General features: G+C 71.7%; 14 protein-coding genes and 1 tRNA gene. 8 read left to right on the top strand and 7 right to left on the bottom strand.

Annotated elements, in window-relative coordinates; translation table 11 throughout:
- Nucleotides 1-21 precede the first annotated feature (21 nt).
- The 4 genes from ACWAUO_RS01005 to ACWAUO_RS00990 all read left to right on the top strand — a co-directional run bounded on the left by ACWAUO_RS01005 (nt 22) and on the right by ACWAUO_RS00990 (nt 4,801).
- The gene (locus tag ACWAUO_RS01005; RefSeq protein WP_460772325.1) at nt 22-1,305 is read left to right on the top strand and encodes an aspartate kinase; all 1,284 of its coding nucleotides are present in this window, start codon (nt 22-24) and stop codon (nt 1,303-1,305) included.
- 265 nt (nt 1,306-1,570) lie between these two features.
- Complete coding sequence (locus ACWAUO_RS01000) at nt 1,571-2,641, top strand: aspartate-semialdehyde dehydrogenase (protein WP_460772324.1); 1,071 nt, start codon at nt 1,571-1,573, stop codon at nt 2,639-2,641.
- 92 nt (nt 2,642-2,733) lie between these two features.
- The gene (mqo, locus tag ACWAUO_RS00995) at nt 2,734-4,182 is read left to right on the top strand and encodes a malate dehydrogenase (quinone) (protein WP_460772323.1); all 1,449 of its coding nucleotides are present in this window, start codon (nt 2,734-2,736) and stop codon (nt 4,180-4,182) included.
- A gap of 4 nt (nt 4,183-4,186) precedes the next feature.
- Nucleotides 4,187-4,801: a thymidine kinase gene (locus ACWAUO_RS00990; protein ID WP_460772321.1), complete on the top strand. Its 615-nt coding sequence runs from the start codon at nt 4,187-4,189 to the stop codon at nt 4,799-4,801.
- A 9-nt stretch (nt 4,802-4,810) separates the two neighbouring features.
- Here the strand turns inward: ACWAUO_RS00990 and ACWAUO_RS00985 are convergent, their stop codons facing one another.
- The 6 genes from ACWAUO_RS00985 to ACWAUO_RS00960 form a co-directional block, all read right to left on the bottom strand.
- On the bottom strand, nt 4,811-5,656 hold the full coding sequence (locus tag ACWAUO_RS00985) for a DUF1295 domain-containing protein (RefSeq protein ID WP_460772320.1): 846 nt from the start codon (nt 5,654-5,656) through the stop codon (nt 4,811-4,813).
- A gap of 16 nt (nt 5,657-5,672) precedes the next feature.
- Nucleotides 5,673-6,440 (bottom strand): HAD-IIB family hydrolase, encoded by a 768-nt coding sequence (locus ACWAUO_RS00980; protein WP_460772317.1) that lies wholly within the window; start codon nt 6,438-6,440, stop codon nt 5,673-5,675.
- 79 nt (nt 6,441-6,519) lie between these two features.
- Nucleotides 6,520-6,593: transfer RNA gene (locus ACWAUO_RS00975), tRNA-Pro, on the bottom strand.
- A 16-nt stretch (nt 6,594-6,609) separates the two neighbouring features.
- On the bottom strand, nt 6,610-9,108 hold the full coding sequence (locus tag ACWAUO_RS00970) for a hypothetical protein (RefSeq protein WP_460772316.1): 2,499 nt from the start codon (nt 9,106-9,108) through the stop codon (nt 6,610-6,612).
- 570 nt (nt 9,109-9,678) lie between these two features.
- Nucleotides 9,679-10,596, bottom strand: a complete 918-nt coding sequence (locus ACWAUO_RS00965; protein WP_460772314.1) for a metallophosphoesterase — start codon at nt 10,594-10,596, stop codon at nt 9,679-9,681.
- A gap of 23 nt (nt 10,597-10,619) precedes the next feature.
- Nucleotides 10,620-13,193, bottom strand: coding sequence for a transglycosylase domain-containing protein (locus tag ACWAUO_RS00960; RefSeq protein WP_460772313.1), 2,574 nt, complete (start codon nt 13,191-13,193; stop codon nt 10,620-10,622).
- 92 nt (nt 13,194-13,285) lie between these two features.
- Between ACWAUO_RS00960 and ACWAUO_RS00955 the strand changes: the two genes are divergently transcribed.
- Both ACWAUO_RS00955 and ACWAUO_RS00950 read left to right on the top strand, forming a co-directional pair.
- Nucleotides 13,286-13,525, top strand: coding sequence for a DUF4177 domain-containing protein (locus tag ACWAUO_RS00955; protein WP_460772311.1), 240 nt, complete (start codon nt 13,286-13,288; stop codon nt 13,523-13,525).
- A complete protein-coding gene (locus tag ACWAUO_RS00950; protein WP_460772310.1) occupies nt 13,522-13,992 on the top strand; it encodes a RidA family protein in 471 nt (156 codons plus the stop codon). The genes ACWAUO_RS00955 and ACWAUO_RS00950 overlap by 4 nt, the downstream gene beginning before the upstream one ends.
- 258 nt (nt 13,993-14,250) lie before the next feature.
- On the opposite strand, the gene acs is transcribed toward ACWAUO_RS00950, so the two are convergent.
- Nucleotides 14,251-16,221, bottom strand: a complete 1,971-nt coding sequence (gene acs / locus ACWAUO_RS00945; RefSeq protein ID WP_460772308.1) for an acetate--CoA ligase — start codon at nt 16,219-16,221, stop codon at nt 14,251-14,253.
- A gap of 409 nt (nt 16,222-16,630) precedes the next feature.
- On the opposite strand from acs, the gene ACWAUO_RS00940 reads away from it, so the two are divergent.
- Together ACWAUO_RS00940 and ACWAUO_RS00935 are read left to right on the top strand one after the other, a co-directional pair.
- Nucleotides 16,631-17,614 (top strand): TadA family conjugal transfer-associated ATPase, encoded by a 984-nt coding sequence (locus ACWAUO_RS00940; protein WP_460772307.1) that lies wholly within the window; start codon nt 16,631-16,633, stop codon nt 17,612-17,614.
- Entirely contained in the window at nt 17,611-18,492 is an 882-nt protein-coding gene (locus ACWAUO_RS00935; RefSeq protein ID WP_460772305.1) for a type II secretion system F family protein, read from the top strand. The genes ACWAUO_RS00940 and ACWAUO_RS00935 overlap by 4 nt, the downstream gene beginning before the upstream one ends.
- The last annotated feature ends 4 nt before the right edge of the window (nt 18,493-18,496 follow it).

The raw sequence follows: 18,496 nt of genomic DNA, 5'->3' as shown, positions 1-18,496 counted from the left end.
GTATCCCCGGGGAGTTCCACTGTGGCGTTGATCGTGCAGAAGTACGGCGGGTCGTCGGTCGCCGACGCGGAGAGCATCAAGCGCGTCGCGAAGCGCATCGTCGACACGCGTCGAGCCGGACACGACGTGGTCGTGGCCGTGAGCGCGATGGGCGACACCACCGACGAGCTCCTGGACCTCGCCGGTCAGGTCGCGCCGATCCCGGCGCCGCGTGAGCTCGACATGCTGCTCTCCTCGGGTGAGCGCATCTCGATGGCGCTGCTGGCGATGGCCATCCACTCGATGGGCTTCGAGGCGCGCTCGTTCACCGGCAGCCAGGCGGGCATGATCACCGACGCCACCCACGGCGCCGCGCGCATCGTCGACGTCACCCCGGTGCGGCTGCGCGAGGCGCTCGACGAGGGCGCGATCGTCATCGTCGCCGGCTTCCAGGGCTTCAACCGCGACACCCGCGACATCACGACCCTCGGCCGCGGCGGTTCCGACACCACGGCCGTCGCGCTCGCCGCAGCGCTCGAAGCCGACGTCTGCGAGATCTACAGCGACGTCGACGGCATCTTCACCGCCGACCCCCGCGTCGTCCCGCGTGCGCGCAAGCTCGACCACGTCTCCAGCGAGGAGATGCTCGAGCTCGCCGCGAACGGCGCGAAGGTCCTCTACATCCGCGCCGTCGAGTACGCTCGACGCCACGGCGTCCTCATCCACGCCCGGTCCACGTTCAGCTCCGCCGAGGGCACGTGGGTCGGCACCGGTCGACACCCCCACCACGTCCCCTTGGGAGAGCACATGGAAGAGCCGATCGTCGCCGGGGTCGCCCACGACCTCAGCCAGGCAAAGATCACCGTCGTCGGCGTCCCCGACGTCCCCGGCAAGGCTGCCGAGATCTTCAAGATCGTCGCGAAGTCCGGCGCCAACGTCGACATGATCGTGCAGAACGTGTCGGCCGCCGCCACCGCGCGCACCGACATCTCGTTCACGGTGCCGAAGACCGATGCCGCCACGGCGCTGAAGGCGCTCGCGGGGGAGCAGGCCGAGGTCGGGTTCGAGAGCCTCGTCCACGACGACCAGATCGGCAAGCTGTCGGTCGTCGGCGCGGGCATGCGCACCCACTCCGGCGTCTCCGCCACCCTCTTCGAGGCGCTGAGCACCGCCGGCATCAACATCGAGATGATCTCCACCAGTGAGATCCGCATCTCCGTGGTGCTCCGCGCGGCCGACGTCGCCGAGGCCGCCCGCGTGGTGCACACCGCGTACGGCTTGGACGCCGAGACCGAGGCCACGGTCTACGCCGGCACCGGTCGCTGACCCGCGCCAGCAGCATCCGTCCCGTCCCGCACGGGATCAGGAGAAATCCCCGGATCAGGACGATTCCCGCCGAATCGTCCGGTCTCGGGGATTTCTCCTGTTTCGGGAGGGCGAGGACGGCGCGAAACGGCCGCGGATGGCGGGATGCGGTCGGTCCCTGACCGTCATCGGGGCGGATGCGGCGGGCGTGCCGCGATAGAATCGGGCAACCCCGACGCCGGTCCATGAGGATCCGTCGCGCCGTCACACACCCTGAGGAACCGCCATGACCCGCATCTCCGATTCCGGACTCTCCGTCGCCGTCGTCGGCGCCACCGGCCAGGTCGGCACCGTCATGCGCGAGATCCTCGCCGAGCGGTCGTTCCCGATCCGCGAGCTGCGCCTGTTCGGCACCGCCCGCTCCGCCGGCCGTGCCATCGAGTTCGGCGGCCACAGCATCCTCGTCGAGGACGTCGCCACCGCCGACCCGGCCGGTGTCGACATCGCCCTCTTCTCCGCCGGCGCCACCGGCAGCCGCGCGCACGCCCCCCGCTTCGCCGAGGCCGGTGCCGTGGTCATCGACAACTCCAGCGCGTGGCGCAACGACCCCGAGGTGCCCCTCGTGGTCAGCGAGGTCAACCCGCACGCCATCGCCGACCGCCCCAAGGGCATCATCGCGAACCCCAACTGCACCACGATGGCCGCCATGCCGGTGCTGAAGCCGCTCGACGCGGCCGCCGGCCTCGAACGGCTCATCGTGAGCACCTACCAGGCCGTCTCCGGCTCCGGGCTCGCGGGGGCCCAGGAGCTCCTCGGCCAGGTCGAGGGCGTGCTCGCCCAGGGCGACACCCTCCGGCTCGTGCACGACGGGTCCGCCGTCGACTTCCCGCAGCCGGAGAAGTACGTCGCCCCCATCGCGTTCGACGTGATCCCGTTCGCCGGCAACCTCGTCGACGACGGTGACAACGAGACCGACGAGGAGAAGAAGCTCCGCAACGAGAGCCGCAAGATCCTCGAACTGCCCGACCTCCGCGTCGCCGGCACCTGCGTGCGCGTTCCGGTGTTCACCGGTCACTCGCTCACGATCCACGCCGAGTTCGCGCAGGACATCACCCCCGACCGCGCCCGCGAGATCCTCGCGTCGGCCCCCGGCGTGGTGCTGGAGGAGGTCCCGACCCCGCTGCAGGCCGCCGGTAAGGACCCGAGCTTCGTCGGCCGCATCCGTCGCGACCAGTCCGCGCCGGAGGGCAAGGGCCTCGTGCTGTTCATCTCGAACGACAACCTCCGCAAGGGCGCCGCGCTGAACGCCGTCCAGATCGCGGAGCTCGTGGCCGCGAGCCTCGGCGCCACCGTCTGAGCGTTTCGCACCCAGTCAAGAACCGCGGTTGTTGCCGTTCCGGGGGCCCTCCCCGGGGCGGGGCACACCCGTGCGCGAACTAAGATTGTCGGGTGAGTGAAACCTACGATGTCGTTCTGATCGGCGGCGGCGTCATGAGCGCCACCCTCGGCACGTTCCTGCAGCAGTTGCAGCCGGACTGGAAGATCGCCGTCTTCGAGCGGTTGGGCGACGTGGCGGAGGAGAGCTCCAACGCGTGGAACAACGCGGGCACCGGCCACGCCGCGCTCTGCGAGCTCAACTACATGCCGAACCCGGACGACCCGGCGAAGGCCGTCGCGATCAACGAGCAGTTCCAGCAGAGCCGCCAGTTCTGGGCGTCGCTCGTGCAGGCCGGCATCCTCGACGCGCCGGAGACGTTCATCAACTCCGCTCCGCACATGACGTTCGTGCGCGGTGAGAAGGACGTCACCTACCTCAAGCGCCGGTACGAGACGCTCAAGGAGCAGCCGCTGTTCTCCGCGATGGAGTACTCCGAGGACTCCCGCGTCATCAACCAGTGGGCGCCGCTCCTCATGGACAAGCGCAAGAAGGCCGACGAGCCCTTCGCCGCGACCCGCGTGGTCGGCGGCACCGACGTCGACTTCGGTGCACTCACCCACCAGCTCCTGCGCGCCCTGAAGGACAAGGGCGCGGACGTCCTCACCGACACCGAGGTCCGCAACCTCACCAAGCAGAAGGACGGTTCCTGGCGCGTCGACTTCCGTCGTCGCGTGGGCTCCACCCCCGGCCGCGTCAACGCCCGCTTCGTGTTCGTCGGCGCCGGCGGCTGGGCCATCAAGCTCCTCCAGAAGGCCGGCATCCCCGAGATCAGGGGGTACGGCGTCTTCCCGATCGGCGGGCAGTGGCTGAAGACCAGCGACCCGGCGATCGTGTCGCGCCACAAGGCCAAGGTGTACTCGCAGGCCGCCATCGGTGCCCCGCCGATGTCGGTCCCGCACCTGGACACCCGCGTGGTCGACGGTGAGCCGTCGCTCCTGTTCGGCCCGTTCGCCACGTTCAGCCCCAAGTTCCTGAAGAAGGGGCGCATGGTCGACATCGTCGCGCAGGTGCGTCCCTCGAACCTCGGCAGCATGCTGAAGGTCGCCGTCACGAACCTCGACCTGGTGAAGTACCTGGTCAGCGAGCTGCTGAAGTCGCACAAGCGCAAGGTCGACAGCCTCCGCGAGTTCATGCCCACCGCCGAGCGCGGCGACTGGGAGCTGCTGAACGCCGGCCAGCGCGCACAGGTCATGAAGGGCGGCAAGCTGCAGTTCGGCACCGAGGTGGTCGCCGCATCCGACGGCACGATCGCCGGGCTCCTCGGCGCCTCGCCGGGTGCCTCCACGGCCGTCTCGATCATGCTGGGCCTGCTGAAGACCTGCTTCCCGGAGCAGATCGAGGGCTGGAAGCCGAAGCTGACCGAGCTCATCCCCACCTACGGCGAGACGCTGAACGACGACCCGGAGAAGGCCCGCGAGGTCATGGCCCGCACGGCCGACGTGCTGCACCTGCCCGCCTGAGGCCATGGCGAAGCTCTACTTCCGCTACGGGGCGATGAACTCCGGCAAGTCGACGTCGCTGCTGCAGGCCGCGTACAACTACGAGGAGCGCGGCCAGCACGTGCTCCTCGCGAAGCCGGAGATCGACACCAAGGGGGCGGAGCACATCGCCAGTCGTCTCGGCGTCACGCGCGAGGTCGACTTCCTCATCCCGCCGGATGCCGCGCTGCGTGACCTGTTCGGCACCTACCGTCGGCGGGTGCAGACGGAGACCGGCGCGGACGTGGCGTGCCTGCTGCTCGACGAGGCCCAGTTCCTCACGCGGGAGCAGGTCGACGACCTGCTGCGGATCGTGGTGCTCGACGGCATCCCGGTGCTCGCCTACGGCATCCGGACGGATTTCCGCACCCGCGCGTTCCCCGGTTCGGAGCGGCTCATGGAGCTCGCGCACAGCCTCGAGGAGCTGAAGACGATCTGCCGCTGCGGGCGGAAGGCGCTGTTCAACGCGCGGCTGGTCGGTGGCCGGTTCGTCTTCGACGGCGACCAGGTCGCGATCGACCAGTTGAGCGCCGAGACGGTCACCTACGAATCGATGTGCGCCGACTGCTATCTGCGGGAGTCGGGGGGCCGGCTCGGCTGACCGGGCGGCTCAGACCGTCGCGTCCTGCGTGACGGGCCGCCGTGGTGGCCACGGCACGAGCATCGACGTGCGGCGGCGGTACTCGGCGTAGGCGGGGTACTTGCCGGCGGAGATCGATTCGGTGAAGATCGTCGACCCGGTGAACAGCACCGTCAGCAGCACCGCCCCGACGACCGACCAGTTGAGCACTCCGGCCCAGAAGCCGGCGGCGGATGCGGCGACCGCAGCGAAGCCGTAGAGCACCCACCACTGCGCCTGCTCGAAGAAGAAGTTCGGGTGACGGCTGTAGCGGAAGAGGCCCGTCGTCAGGAAGCCGGGCTCCAGGTGCCCGCCGGCGCGCCGCTTGGCCTGGTGGAAGTCCCACTGCTGCTGGTCGGCGACGGACTCGCCCACGAGGAACCCGAGGAACAGCACGGCGAGCACGGCGTCCCAGGCGCCGAGCGGCGTGGGGTGGGCGAGGGCGACGAGGGCGGGCAGCGAGATGAGCACCAGCAGCAGGTTCTGGTACAGGACGATGAAGCCGACGTTGAAGAGCTGGAACCAGGCCGGCGGCATCTTCGCGCGCAGGATCGCCCACCGGTAGTCCTCCATGCCGGTGTACCCGCCTTTGCGGGCGAAGTTGAAGGTCAGCCGCGCACCCCACAGGGTGACGAGCACGGCCATGAGGACGAGTCTCGCGGCGTCGACACCGGCGGCGAGGCCGAACCCGGCGAACACCCACACGTACAGCACCGGCACGATCGACCAGGCGCGGTCGACCCAGGACGTGTCCTTGGTGACGAGCGAGAGCACCCAGCACGCGGCGCTGACAGCTGCGGCGAGGGCGACGACCACCGAGAGGGCGACGGCTTCCATGGCCGTCAGCGTAGTGTCAGCGCGGCGGGAGGGTGGGGATCAGGGCGTCCAGGTGGGCGGCCGTGTCCTCCCAGCCGTGGACGGCGTGGCAGGTGACGCCGAGGGCGAGGACGGGGTAGTCGTTGCCGTCGGGGTCGAGGCGGTCGCCGACGAAGAGCATGTCGTCGAGGGGGATGCCGGTCTGTTCGACGAGGCGCTGCATGCCGTAGGCCTTGTCGATGCCGCGGTGGGTGATGTCGACGCTGGTGGAGCCGCCGGAGCGGACCTCGAGGTCGGGGATGCGGGCGGCGACGGCCTCGCGGAGGGTGTTCTTCTTCTCACCGGTCGGGTCCCAGGCGGTCTTCGCGTCCAGGGGCGCCTGCTGGCCGAGGGCGGAGAAGGTGATCTGCGAGCCACGGTCCTCGAGGATGGGCCCCCAGGTCTGCTCCTCCCAGAGGCCCAGGCGGCGGGCCTCCTCCTCGACGGCGGCGAGGGCGCGGGTCTTCTCGTCGTCGCTGAGGGAGTGGGCGTACACGGTGCGGATGCCGTCGGGCTCGATCCGGTAGTACTGGGTGCCGCAGGTGGGCAGCAGGTGGAAGTGGGAGAGGAGGTCGGCGGACGCGTCGGGGAGGCGTTCGACGACCTGGCTGGTGAACTGGGCGAGCTGGCCGCCGGAGATGATCGCGACCTCGACGCGGGCGGCGAGGTCGAGCAGCAGCCGACCCATGCGCGGGTCGACGGCCTGCTTGGACGGCGCGAGCGTGTCGTCGAGGTCGAACGCGACGAGCTTCGGGGTTGCGGTCATGTGTGCTCCCGTGTGCTGAGGGGCTGGGCCGGTGTCCGAATACAGCGGAGGCTCCGCCCGAAGGCGGAGCCTCATCGCGTCGGGGTGACAGGATTTGAACCTGCGGCCTCTTCGTCCCGAACGAAGCGCGCTACCAAGCTGCGCCACACCCCGTGGCAACCCTCCAAGTCTACCGTGTTCTGCGCCGGAGACCGAATCGAGGACCCCCGAGCGTGTCGCGGTGCCGCCGCCGCAGTGCCGCCCACAGCGTGAGCGCACCCCCGACCGCGAGCGTGCCGAGACCGGCCCCCGCCCACAGCCGCACCGGACCGGCGTCGCCGGTGCCGGTCACCGCGAGCCGCTCGACCCGGGTGCTCTCGCCGTCCTCCCCGCAGCCGCCGCGGTGCACGACGATCGGTTCCGCGCCGGGCGCGGTGCGGATGCGGAGCTCGGCGATCCACAGCTTGGTGCCGGGGGTGCCGGAGCGCACCTCGGGGGAGCGGTATCGCCCGGGGCCGTCGACGGGGACGGCCGCGGTGGTCGCCTCGAGGTTCTCCGGGGTGCACACCGGCTCCGCACCGGATGCCACGTGGTGCACGGTGAAGACGAGTTCGGCGTCCACGCCGTCACCGAGCCCGGTCACCTCGGCCGTGTCGGCGTACGGGGCGTCGATCCCCGCGTGCGGATCGGCCGCGGTGACCACCTGCGGGGTCTCGACCTCGGTCGTCTCATCGGGGACGCCGCACGTGCCGTGGGCGAGCAGCATCCGTTCGCCCTCGGGCGTCGTGTGCCACAGCGACTCGACCCAGAAATGGGTGCCGGGCGCGGACAGCCGCACCGCGGGGGAGCGGAACTCGCCCGCACCGGTCACCGCCACCGGTTCGGTCGTCGCGACGAGGGTCTCGGGCGTGCAGGCCGCGGCGGGGTCGCCGCCCGGCGAGCGGAACACCTCGAAGACCAGCTCGGTGCTCCCGACGACGGGGACCGGGCCGGTCACCGTGGCGAGATCGGTCACCTCGCCGCCCAGCCCGACGCCGGCCTGCGCGAGTGTCGTGACGGTCGGCAACGGTGCCCGCGTCGTCTCGTTCGGGATGCCGCAGACACCCGTGTGCACCGCGAGACCGTCCGCGTCCGTCGCCCACTCCCGCCACACGTACGTGCCGAACCCGGGCACCGCCGGCGCCGTGAACGACACGGATCCCGCCGCGGCCACGCGGGTCGGCGCCGACCCCCACACCCGGTGCTCCGGGCGGCACGCGTCGGCGGGCTCGACCCCGTCGGGCACCCGGAACACCTCCGTGCCGACGTCGAGCCCGGCCGCGGGGACTGCGCCGGCGACGATCACGACGTCGCTCATGGTCGAGCCCACCGCGACGACCGGCTCGGCCTCGGAACGCACCTCGGTGACCGCCATGACCTGACTCCGTTCGCCGAAGCGTTCCACCCACCGGTAGCCCTCCTCCAGCGCCGCCACGGTCTCCGGGGCCTGACCGTCGGCGTCGATGCGCCACACCGCGGTGTAGAACCCCGGTCCGGGGAGCGGCCAGGGCGCTTCGACCCGGTACGGTGCGGTCGGGCCGACGCCCGGATCCGTGGTGACCGAGAGGGTGCCCACCTCCTCGGCGTCGTCTGGTACGCGGTCCGCCGTGACCGGTTCGGCCGGCGTCCGGTAGACGACCGCCGTCGCCGTCACGGGGACGTGGCCGCCGTCGACGGTGCGGCCCCAGGCGCCGCGGACGGCGGTGAAGGTGACGTCGTCGACGTATGCGCCGCCGGGCACGTAGCGGCTCACCACCTGCGTGTGCACCTCCGGTGCGAACACCGTGGTGCGCGGCGCCTCGTCCGCGCCCTCGACCGGGAACTCGAGCTGACCGCCCGGCCCGGCCGTGTCCTGCCCGCCCGGCGTCGTGAAGTGGCGCACCGCGGGCAGGAACCCGGCGTGCAACGTGCCGCTCCCGCGGACCGTGTATGAGCTCGCCCCGGGTTCGGGTGCGCCGACGATGTCGTAGACGCCGCCGGAGACCGCATCCGTTCGGGTGGGGGAGCCGGTGTCGGCGAAGACGGCGCCCTCGAGCGTGACCGTGCCGCGGGCATCCGGTGTGTCGGTCTCGACGGTCACCGTGCCACGGGACGGGTCGTCGGATGCTGCGGTGAACCGCAGCGCGCCGCTGCCGGATGCCCTGCCCGCGGCCATGGCGGTCGCCTCCGCGTAGTAGGCCGCTGCGAGGTGCTGTACGGCGGCGGAGTGCTCGGGGGCGAGCGCGGAGAAGGTCCAGTGGATGGCGCCCTCCAGCGAGTCGCCGGGGTAGCCGAAGTGGTGGAGCGTCTCGTCCCAGTTCGCGATCGCCTTCACCGCCCAGCCGACGCTCGCCGCCTGCACCGGGTCGTCGGTCTGCCCGTACGTGCTCACGAGCATGTTGATGGCGGTGAGCCGCTGCGGGTCGAGGCCCGCCGCGTCGAAGGACACCCCGTGGTCGGCGCTCTCCCCGACGGGGAGCGGCCGGCCGGGGAAGATGCAGTAGGTGTGCACGCCGCCGACGAGCATCGACCCGTGCCAGCCGTACGTCGAGGTCGGTGCCCAGGTGCCGAAGCCCGCACCGGGGGAGGCGGCCTGCGCGGGCGGACTCAGCACGATCCCGCCGGTGACGACGGCGAGCAGGATCAGGATGGCGGCGAGGGCACGTCTCATGCGTCCCACCCTCGGCGCCGGCACCCCGCGCAGGTGCGGTGCCCCCCGCCGGTGTGGACGGCGGGCGCCGCGTGCCGGGCTGGGGAGGAGCGGATGCTGCCGCGCGCCGCATCCTCGCCCGCGCCCGCGCGCGCCGCTGCCCCCGCTCGTCCGCCGACCCACCCCTTTTCCTGCCAGCCACCCCTCTTTCTGCAGCAGAAATAGGGGTGGCTCGCTGAAAAGGGGGTCGCTCGGCGATGGGGTCGCGTCGGCGTGCACAACTGCGGAGACGGCGCGCGACACGCCGCCCCGCCGCATCCGCACCTGGCGTGTCGGCCACGATCTCCGCAGTTGTGCACGCGCAGCCGCGGGCGCAGGGGCCGTCGTCAGTCGCTGATGCGGTCACGCACGGATGCGGTCACGCACGGATGCGGTTACGCGCAGCGGCGGTCTGCCTCACTCCGCCGACCCACCCCTCTTTCTGCGAGCCACCCCTGTATCTGCAACAGGAAAAGGGGTGGGTCGCAGGAAAGGGGGTCGCTCGGCGATACGGGCCTGCGCGCACAGCGGCGCCCACGCCAGGGCGAGGGCTCAGCGGGCGGGGACGAGCTGCAGGAGCGATGCCTCCGGGCGGCAACCGAACCGGACCGGGGCGTAGATCGAGTGCCCGATGCCGGCGCTCACGTTCAACGGCACGCTGCGGCCGCCGTGCGTCCAGGTGCTGAGGCCGCGCGCCTGGTCGAGCGGCACGTCGCAGTTGGCGACGAGCGCCTTCGGCGAGAACGGGATGCGGACCTGCCCGCCGTGGGTGTGTCCGGCGAACAGCACGTCGGCGCCGAGGTCGGTGAACCGATCGAGCACGCGCCGGTAGGGGGCGTGCGAGACCCCGACGACGAGGTCGGCGGTGCCGGCGGCTCGCTGCGCCTCGCGCAGCGGCGGGAGCGCGTTCAGGTCGTCCCAGTGCCGGTGGGCGTCGTCGACGCCGAACGTGTCGATGCGCAGGCCAGCCGCATCCAGGGTCGCGGCGGCGTTGTCGAGGTCGTGCCAGCCGAGCTCCTCGATGAGGAACCGGTCGAGCGCATCGGTGTCGAGCGGCGTCTCGGTGTGGTGCCGCTTCGACGGGCCGAGGAAGTAGCGCAGCGGGTTCCGCGGCGACGGTGCCGACACGTCGTTGGACCCGTGCACGAACACGCCGGGCACGCCGGCGAACGGGGCGAGCGCGCGACGGACGCCCTCGAGGCCTTCGGCGTGCCCGAGGTTGTCGCCGGTGTTGACGACGAGGTCGGGCTCGAGTGCCGCGAGCGAGGCGATCCACCGTTGCTTCCGGTGCTGCCAGGGCGCCATGTGCGCGTCCGAGATGTGCAGCACGCGCAACGGTGCCGCACCCGCCGGGAGCACCGCGAGGGTGTGCCGGCGCACGGTGTAGAGGTGGCGTTCGACCCCGACGCCCCACGCGGCGGCGCCGAGACCGGCCGCCCCCACCGCGCCGAGCGCAGTGAGGGCGGCCATCCCGGGTCTGGACGGGGTCAAACTCAGCATTCCTTCTTCAGGTAGTTGATCCGGATCTGGGTGCCGCGGTTCGTCGCGGTGCCGGCGGCGGGGTCCGTGCCCGTGACCTTCGTCTCGTTCCCGTTCAACGAGTCGTCTGGCGTGCAGCTCCCGAGCGTGACGTTCGCGAAGCCGGCACCGTTCAGCTGGCCCTGCGCGGCCTGTACCGTGCCGCTCACCGAGGGCACCGTGCCGCCCTGCCCGTTGCTCGGGTTCAGCGTGACGGTCGTGCCGCCCGCGACCCGGCCCGCGCCGGGGTTCTGGGCCGCGACGATGTTCGTCGGCTGGTCGGAGTCGACCGGGTCACCCACGACCGCTTCGAAGCCGGCGGCCTCGAGCGTCGCCTGCGCCTGTTCGATCGACATGCCCACGACGCTCGGCAGGTCGACGTAGACGACCTTCGTGAGGTTCTGGTCCGGGGCCGGGAAGGCACCGCCGGGGTACAGCTCGTCGGCGGTGCGCTGGATGGCACGGGCGATCGGGTAGCGGAGGTCGGACACCGCATACCCGTTCGCGTACTTGCGGGACAGCTGCACCTCGCCCTGGGAGTTGCCGACCCAGACCGCGGTGGTGACGGCGGTGCTGGACTCGATCATCCACGACTGCCACTGCTCGTGGGTACCGGTCTTGCCGATCACCTGCGTGCCGTCGTTCGGGTTCGCGCGCGAACCGGTGCCGCCGCTCGCCATCACGCCCTTCAGCGCGTGCGCGGCGGTGGCCGCGACCTCGGGGCTGATGACCTGGTTGCAGGAGCGCGCGGGGACCTTCTCGGGAAGGTCGTTGCCGTCCGCATCCGTCACCCGGTCGATCGCGCGGGGCTGGCAGTAGATGCCGTTGTTGGCCACGGTCGCGTAGGCGCCGGCCATCGCGAGCGGGGAGATGTTGTCGGAACCGATGACCTCGTTGGCCACCGACATGGGCACCGGCGTGCCGTCGCCCTTGGTGACGCCCATCTTCTCGACGACCTTGGCGATGTCGCACATGTCGAGCTTCTCCGCCATGGCGACGTAGCCCGAGTTCAGCGACTGCGCGGTGAACTGCATCGGGGTGCCGGTGAACCCGCCGGACCCGTTGAAGTTCCCGATCTTCCAGTTCTCCGTGTTGACCCAGTCGCCGGTGCAGCTGTTCTTCATCCGCTTGAACACGCGGTTGACACCGTTGAGCACCTCGTTGACCGAGTGCCCGCTCTCGAGCCAGCTCACCAGGGTGAACAGTTTGAACGTCGACCCGGCGGGGAACCCGATCGAGCCGCCGTTCTTCAGGTCGCCGGCGTAGACGAGCGAGCTGTAGTTCGGGTCGGCGGCGTCGGCGGACGACTCGCTGAACGCCGTGTTCTGCGTGATCGACAGGATGCGGCCGGTGCTGGTCTCGACGTTGACGCTCGCGGCGCCGAAGTTCATGCCCTCGATGGAGGTCGGGGCGAGCTCGGACATCGTGCCCGCAGCCGAGTTCTGCAGGTTCATGTCGAGCGTGGTGGTGATGCGCAGACCGCCGCGGCGGAGTGCGACGATGCGGTCGTCACTCGTCTCACCGAAGGCGGGGTCGCTCCGGATGACGGAGACGACGTACTGGCAGAAGTACGGGGCCGGGCTCGCGGCGCAGCCCTGGGCGGCGCGCGTGATGTTCGGCGTGATGGGCTCGGCGACGGCGGCGTCGTGCTGCTCCTGCGTGATCTTGCCGTCGGCGAGCATGCGCCCGAGCACGTAGGTCTGGCGCTTCTTCGTCAGCGCGTACCCGTCGTCGGCGCCGTTGGCGGGCGTCCCGTCCTCGTAGGTCGTCGTACCGCCGGAGAGGTCGATGCGGTAGGTGTTCGGGTTCTGCACGATGCCGGCGAGCACGGCCGCCTGGCCGAGCGAGAGCTCCGCGGCCGGCACGCCGAAGTAGTAGCGTGCGGCGGCGTCGACGCCGTAGGTGGTGCCGCCGAAGTTCGCGATGTTCAGGTATCCGAGCAGGATGTCGTTCTTCGAGTACTGCTGCTCGAGCGAGATGGCGTAGCGCATCTCCTGCAGCTTGCGCTCGATGCCCTCGGTGCCGTCGGACTGCGTGGCGGCGACGAAGCAGTCCTGACGCTCCTCGTCGTCGGTGGCGTTCCACTCGCACTGCTGGATGAGGATGTTCTTGACGTACTGCTGGCTGATCGAGGAGCCACCCTGGATGTTGCTGCCGCCCGACAGGTTCGACATCACGGCGCGCGTGGTGCCGATGAGGTCGACGCCGCCGTGCTCGTAGAACCGCGGGTCCTCACTGGAGAGGATCGCGTCGTACATCACCGGTGCGATCTGGTCGAACGTCACCGGCGAGCGGTTCTGGTCGTAGAACGTCGCGAGCTCGGTCTGACCGTCGGAGTAGTACAGCGTCGTCGGCTGCATGAGCTCGTCGATCTCGAGCACGCTCGGCAGCTCGTCGAACATCGTGATCGCACTGGAGGCGGCGGCACTCGTCACGGCGATGGCCGGGGTGACGGTCGCGGTGATCAGCACACCTGCCACGGCGCTGAGGCCCACCAGGCCGGCAAGGCCCGAGAGCACACCGCTGGCTGTCCGTTTGTTGTCGGGCATAGGGTTGATCGTAGGCCAGGATGCTGGGGGAAGCCTCGACATCGCCCGCATCCGTGCGCCCGGAATCCATCCTCGACGCGCAGGGAGCCGCGATGACGACCTGGGAATACCTCACCACGCCGCTGTTGATCCACAACACCGCGGCCATCCTGAACAACTGGGGCAAGCAGGGCTGGGAGCTCGTGCAGGTCGTGACCGGTCCCGAGGGGGGCCTCGTGGCGTACTTCAAGCGCCCGGTCGGCGGCGGCGCGGAGAACGCGGGCCTCGGCGCGGCGGCCACGGCCGCCCGACAGTTCGAGGGGGAGCAGCAGTTCGAGGGGGAGCAGCAGTGACCTCCGTCGGCGCCCGCCTCGCCGAGCTCGGCATCGACCTGCCCGACGTGGTGCCGCCGGTCGCGGCCTACGTCCCCGCGAAGGTCCACGGCGACCTCGTGTACACGTCCGGCCAGCTGCCGATGGTCGCCGGCGCCCTGCCGCAGACCGGCAAGGTCGGCGACGCCCATGGGCTCGTCCCCGCGGAAGACGCGAAGGCGCTCGCCCGCCAGTGCGCGCTGAACGCGCTCGCGGCCGCGGCGGCCGTGGTCGGCGGTGTCGAGCGGATCACCGGCGTCCTCAAGGTCACCGGCTTCGTCGCGTCCGTGCCGGAGTTCACCGGTCAGCCCGGCGTCATCAACGGCGCGAGCGAGGTGCTCGGCGAGATCTTCGGCGACGCCGGCCGGCACGCCCGCGCAGCGGTGGGCGTCCCGGTGCTGCCGCTCGACAGCCCCGTCGAGGTCGAGGTCGTCTTCGCCCACGCCTGACCCGCACCCACGCGAACCCGCACTCACGCGAACCGGCACCCACGCGAACCGGCACGGCCCCTGGGGACCGTGCCGGTTCGTCGTTTCCGCGCCGCATCCGCGCCGCTTCGCCGCATCCTCCTCCGGCATGTCCCACTTTCGGCGGATCATGTCCCACTTCCTGCCGTTCTGGGGTGCCCATTCCGGCAGAAAGCGGGACATGCGCAAGGGGCGGAGGCATGCGCGGCGCGCGGAATCCCCGGGGAGCGCGGGATGCGGCTACTTCACCTGTGCGGAGATGACGCTCATGACGGCGGTGTCGGCGAGGGTCGTGGTGTCGCCGACCTCGCGGCCCTCCGCGACGTCGCGGAGGAGGCGCCGCATGATCTTGCCGGACCGGGTCTTCGGCAGCTCGCCGACGATGTACACGTCGCGGGGGCGCGCGATCGGGCCGATCTGCTCGCCCACCCACGCCCGCAGCGAGCCGGCGAGGCCCTCGGGGGAGTGCTCGTCGAGGTAGCTCTGCTTCATGATCACGAACGCGACCACCGCCTGGCCGGTCGTCTCGTCCGACGCGCCGACGACCGCGGCCTCCGCGACCGCCTCGTTCGCGACGAGCGCGGACTCGATCTCCGCCGTCGAGAGCCGGTGGCCGGACACGTTCATGACGTCGTCCACGCGGCCGAGGAGCCACACGTCGCCGTCCTCGTCGAGGCGGGCCCCGTCGCCGGCGAAGTAGTAGCCGCGGTCGGCGAACTTCTCCCAGTACGTCTCGACGAAGCGGTCCGGGTCGCCCCAGATGCCGCGGAGCATGCTGGGCCAGGGCTCGGTGATGACGAGCAGGCCGCCGTTGCCGTTGCCCACCTCGTCGCCCGCGTCGTCGACCACGTCGACGGAGATCCCGGGAAGCGGCACCTGTGCCGAGCCGGGCTTGGTCTCCGTCACGCCGGGGAGGGGCGACACCATGATCGCGCCGGTCTCGGTCTGCCACCAGGTGTCGACGATCGGGGTGCGGTCGCCGCCGATGACCGAGCGGTACCAGACCCACGCCTCGGGGTTGATGGGTTCACCCACCGACCCGAGCACGCGCAGCGACGACAGGTCGAACTCCGCGGGCACCTGCCGGCCGATCTTCATGAACGAGCGGATGGCGGTCGGCGCGGTGTAGAAGATCGTCACGCCGTACTTCTGGATGATCTCCCACCAGCGTCCGGCATGCGGGGTCTCCGGCGTGCCTTCGTACATCACCTGCGTGGCGCCGTTGGCGAGCGGACCGTACGCCACGTAGGTGTGGCCGGTGATCCAGCCGACGTCGGCGGTGCACCAGTACACGTCGGACTCCGGATGCAGGTCGAACACGTTCCGGTGCGTGTACGCCGCCTGGGTGAGGTAGCCGCCGGAGGTGTGCAGGATGCCCTTCGGCTTCCCCGTGGTGCCCGAGGTGTAGAGGATGAACAGCGGGTTCTCGGCGGGGAACGCCTTCGGCTCGTGCTCCGCGGATGCGGCGGGCACCACGTCGTGCCACCAGAGGTCGCGTCCCTCGGTCCACTCCACGTCGTTGCCGCCGCGGCGGACCACCAGCACGTGCTCGACGGTCTCCTGCACGCCGGCGCCGTTCCGGTCGGCGAGGGCGAGGTCGACGGCGGGCTTCAGCGGCGACACCTTGCCCTTGCGGTAGCCGCCGTCGGCGGTGATGACGACCTTCGCGCCGGCGTCGTCGATGCGGGCGCGGAGGCTGTCGGCGCTGAACCCGCCGAACACGACCGAGTGGATCGCGCCCAGGCGCGCGACCGCGAGCATGGACGCGACGGCCTCGGGGATCATCGGCAGGTAGATCGCGACCCGGTCGCCCTCGCCGACGCCGAGGTCGGCGAGCACGTTCGCGACGCGCTTGACCTCGTCGGTGAGCTCTGCGTAGGTGATGCGGCGCTCGTCGCCCGGCTCGCCCTCCCACAGGATCGCCACGCGGTCGCCGTGCCCGGCCGCGACGTGCCGGTCGAGGCAGTTCTCCGCCACGTTGAGCTCGCCGTCGGCGAACCACTTCGCGAACGGCGGGTTGCTCCAGTCGAGCACCTCGGTGAAGGGCGTGCGCCAGGTCAGCAGCTCGCGGGCCTGCCGGCCCCAGAAGGCCACTCGGTCGGCGCCCGCCTCGGTGTAGAGCTCGGGCGTCGCCACCGCCTGCGCGGCGAACTCGGCGCTCGGGGCGAACCGACGGGTCTCGTTCAACAGGTGATCGATCTGACTGGTCATGTGCATCCTTTACGACTCCCGGGCCTCTTCGCCCGGCGACCGCGCGGCACGCTCCGCGCTCGGTCACTGTATCCACGGCCGGTGGAAGGCGACTACCTCCGATAGTCGGTGATGCGCGGCCGGCCGAACCCGGCGCGCCCGACCCGTCGGACACGCCCCGGCGCGAGTTTGCGACCCGTGTGCCGACGCGTAAGCTCGTGCTGTCCCACTCTCTGTAGGGATCCGCCGCGCCTCGCGTCCCCCAACTGCGAGGCCCGGCGGGGGCGGCATCCCGATCCCCCATCTGGGATGCCGCCCGTCTCTGTTTTCCGGGGGATCTCTCCTCCACAGCCGCACGCCCGCAGCCGGCCGTGCACAGCACCGCGTCCGCCGCCTCGATCGCGCCGGGCCGCGGCATAGCGTCGCCGGCATGTCCCAGCCGTTCGTCGTCCGCCCGCGGAGCGCGTCGCCGTCCGTGGGGCGTCGCGACCCGCATCCGGCGTGGGGGCCGCTCGCCGGTTGGATCGCCGACCCCGAGGTGACCGACGTCTTCGTCAACGGCGGCGGCGGGCTGTTCGTCGACCGCGGCGAGGGCGCGGTACCGATCGCCGGATGGGATGCCGACGAGCGGCTCGTGCGCGGCCTCGCCGTCTCCCTCGTCGCGCTCGGCGGCAGGCACCTCGACGAGGCCACGCCGTGCGTCGACGTGCGGCTCGCCGACGGCATCCGGGTGCACGCCGTGCTCGCGCCCGTGGCCGCGTCGGGCACGTCGGTGTCGATCCGCATCCCGCGGACGGGCGACGTCGGCCTCGACGGGCTCGAGCGCCGCGGCATGTTCGGCCCCGGCGTCCGCACGAGGCTCGAGTCGCTCGTCGCGGCGCGGACGAACCTGCTGCTGACCGGCGCCGGCGGCACCGGCAAGACGACGCTCCTCGCCGCGCTCCTCGCGACGGCGCCGGCGACCGAGCGGATCGTCACGATCGAGGACGTCGCCGAACTGCGGATCGACCATCCCCACCACGTGCGGCTCGAGGCGAGGCAGCCGAACCTCGAGGGCGCCGGCGGGATCGGGCTCGCCCGCCTCGTGCGCGAGGCGCTCCGGATGCGGCCGGACCGGCTGGTCGTGGGGGAGTGCCGCGGCGAGGAGGTGCGCGAGCTCCTCTCCGCGCTGAACACCGGTCACGACGGCGGTGCGGGCACGCTGCACGCGAACGGACTCGACGACGTGCCCGCCCGGCTGGAGGCGCTGGGCGCGCTCGCCGGGCTCGACGACCGCGCGCTCGCCCGGCAGGTCGTGAGTGCGATCGGGGCCGTCGTCCACCTCGCCCGCGACGCCGACGGCACGCGTCGGGTCGCCGGGATCGGCACGCCCCGACTCGTCGGCGACCGGCTCGTCATCGAGGCCACGCCGTGAGACGGCGTCGCGAAGACCACGGGCGCCCGCCGGCGGACCTCGTGCTGCGGCTCGCCGTGCTGCTGCAGGCCGGCCTCGCGCCTGCGGCGGCCTGGCGCCACCTGGCGCGCGACGACGCCGACGCGGGCGCGGTGGTGGCCGCGCTCGAGGCCGACCCGCGGGGCGAACTGGCCGCGGCCATCGCGCGGCGTGGGCCCGCCTGGGCGCCGCTCACCGCGGCGTGGGCGATCGCGGAGCGCTCCGGCGCGCCGCTCGCGGACACCCTCCGTGCCATCGCCGCGGCCCTCCGCGAGAGCGACGACTGCCGCGACGAGGTCCGCATCGCGCTCGCCGAGCCCGCGGCCACCGCACGGCTCATGAGCTGGCTGCCGCTCGTCGCCGTGGGGCTCGGACTGCTCCTCGGCTTCGACCCGCTCGGGACGCTGCTCACGAACCCCGTCGGCATCGCCTGCGGCGTGGCCGGGGTGGGCCTCATGGTCGGCGCACGTGCCTGGACCGGTCGCCTGGTGCGGTCCGCCCGGCCCGCCGAGGGCGTGCCGGGACTCGTCCCCGAACTCCTCGCGATCGCGCTCACCGGCGGCGTCTCGCTCGACCGTGCCCGGATGCTGGTCGCCGAGGCCGGTGCGGACGAGGCGGACGGCGAGACCGAGCGGCTGCTGGTGCTCTCCCGCGAAGCGGGCGTCCCCGCGGTCGAACTCCTGCGGGCCTCCGCCGCGCTCGCCCGTCACCGCGCACGGGTCGAGGGGCGCCTGCGCGCGGCCACCCTCTCGTCCCGCCTGCTCCTGCCGCTCGGCGTGTGCGTGCTCCCCGCCTTCCTCGCACTCGGCGTCGCGCCGATGCTCCTCAGCGTGCTCGGCACGACCGAGCTGACGCTCTGACCCC

The sequence above is a fragment of the Microbacterium sp. GXF7504 genome, assembly GCF_054798235.1.
Note: the sequence above shows the minus strand (reverse complement) of the source record. Positions and strands in the feature narration are given on the sequence as shown.

Excerpts from the sequence above, each read along its gene's own strand:
- ACWAUO_RS01000 (WP_460772324.1), top strand. The coding sequence starts at position 1,571 with ATGACCCGCATCTCCGATTCCGGACTCTCCGTCGCCGTCGTCGGCGCC.
- ACWAUO_RS00990 (WP_460772321.1), top strand. The coding sequence starts at position 4,187 with ATGGCGAAGCTCTACTTCCGCTACGGGGCGATGAACTCCGGCAAGTCG.
- ACWAUO_RS00985 (WP_460772320.1), bottom strand. The coding sequence starts at position 5,656 with ATGGAAGCCGTCGCCCTCTCGGTGGTCGTCGCCCTCGCCGCAGCTGTC.
- ACWAUO_RS00980 (WP_460772317.1), bottom strand. The coding sequence starts at position 6,440 with ATGACCGCAACCCCGAAGCTCGTCGCGTTCGACCTCGACGACACGCTC.
- ACWAUO_RS00970 (WP_460772316.1), bottom strand. The coding sequence starts at position 9,108 with ATGAGACGTGCCCTCGCCGCCATCCTGATCCTGCTCGCCGTCGTCACC.
- ACWAUO_RS00965 (WP_460772314.1), bottom strand. The coding sequence starts at position 10,596 with ATGGCCGCCCTCACTGCGCTCGGCGCGGTGGGGGCGGCCGGTCTCGGC.
- ACWAUO_RS00960 (WP_460772313.1), bottom strand. The coding sequence starts at position 13,193 with ATGCCCGACAACAAACGGACAGCCAGCGGTGTGCTCTCGGGCCTTGCC.
- ACWAUO_RS00955 (WP_460772311.1), top strand. The coding sequence starts at position 13,286 with ATGACGACCTGGGAATACCTCACCACGCCGCTGTTGATCCACAACACC.
- acs (WP_460772308.1), bottom strand. The coding sequence starts at position 16,221 with ATGACCAGTCAGATCGATCACCTGTTGAACGAGACCCGTCGGTTCGCC.
- ACWAUO_RS00940 (WP_460772307.1), top strand. The coding sequence starts at position 16,631 with ATGTCCCAGCCGTTCGTCGTCCGCCCGCGGAGCGCGTCGCCGTCCGTG.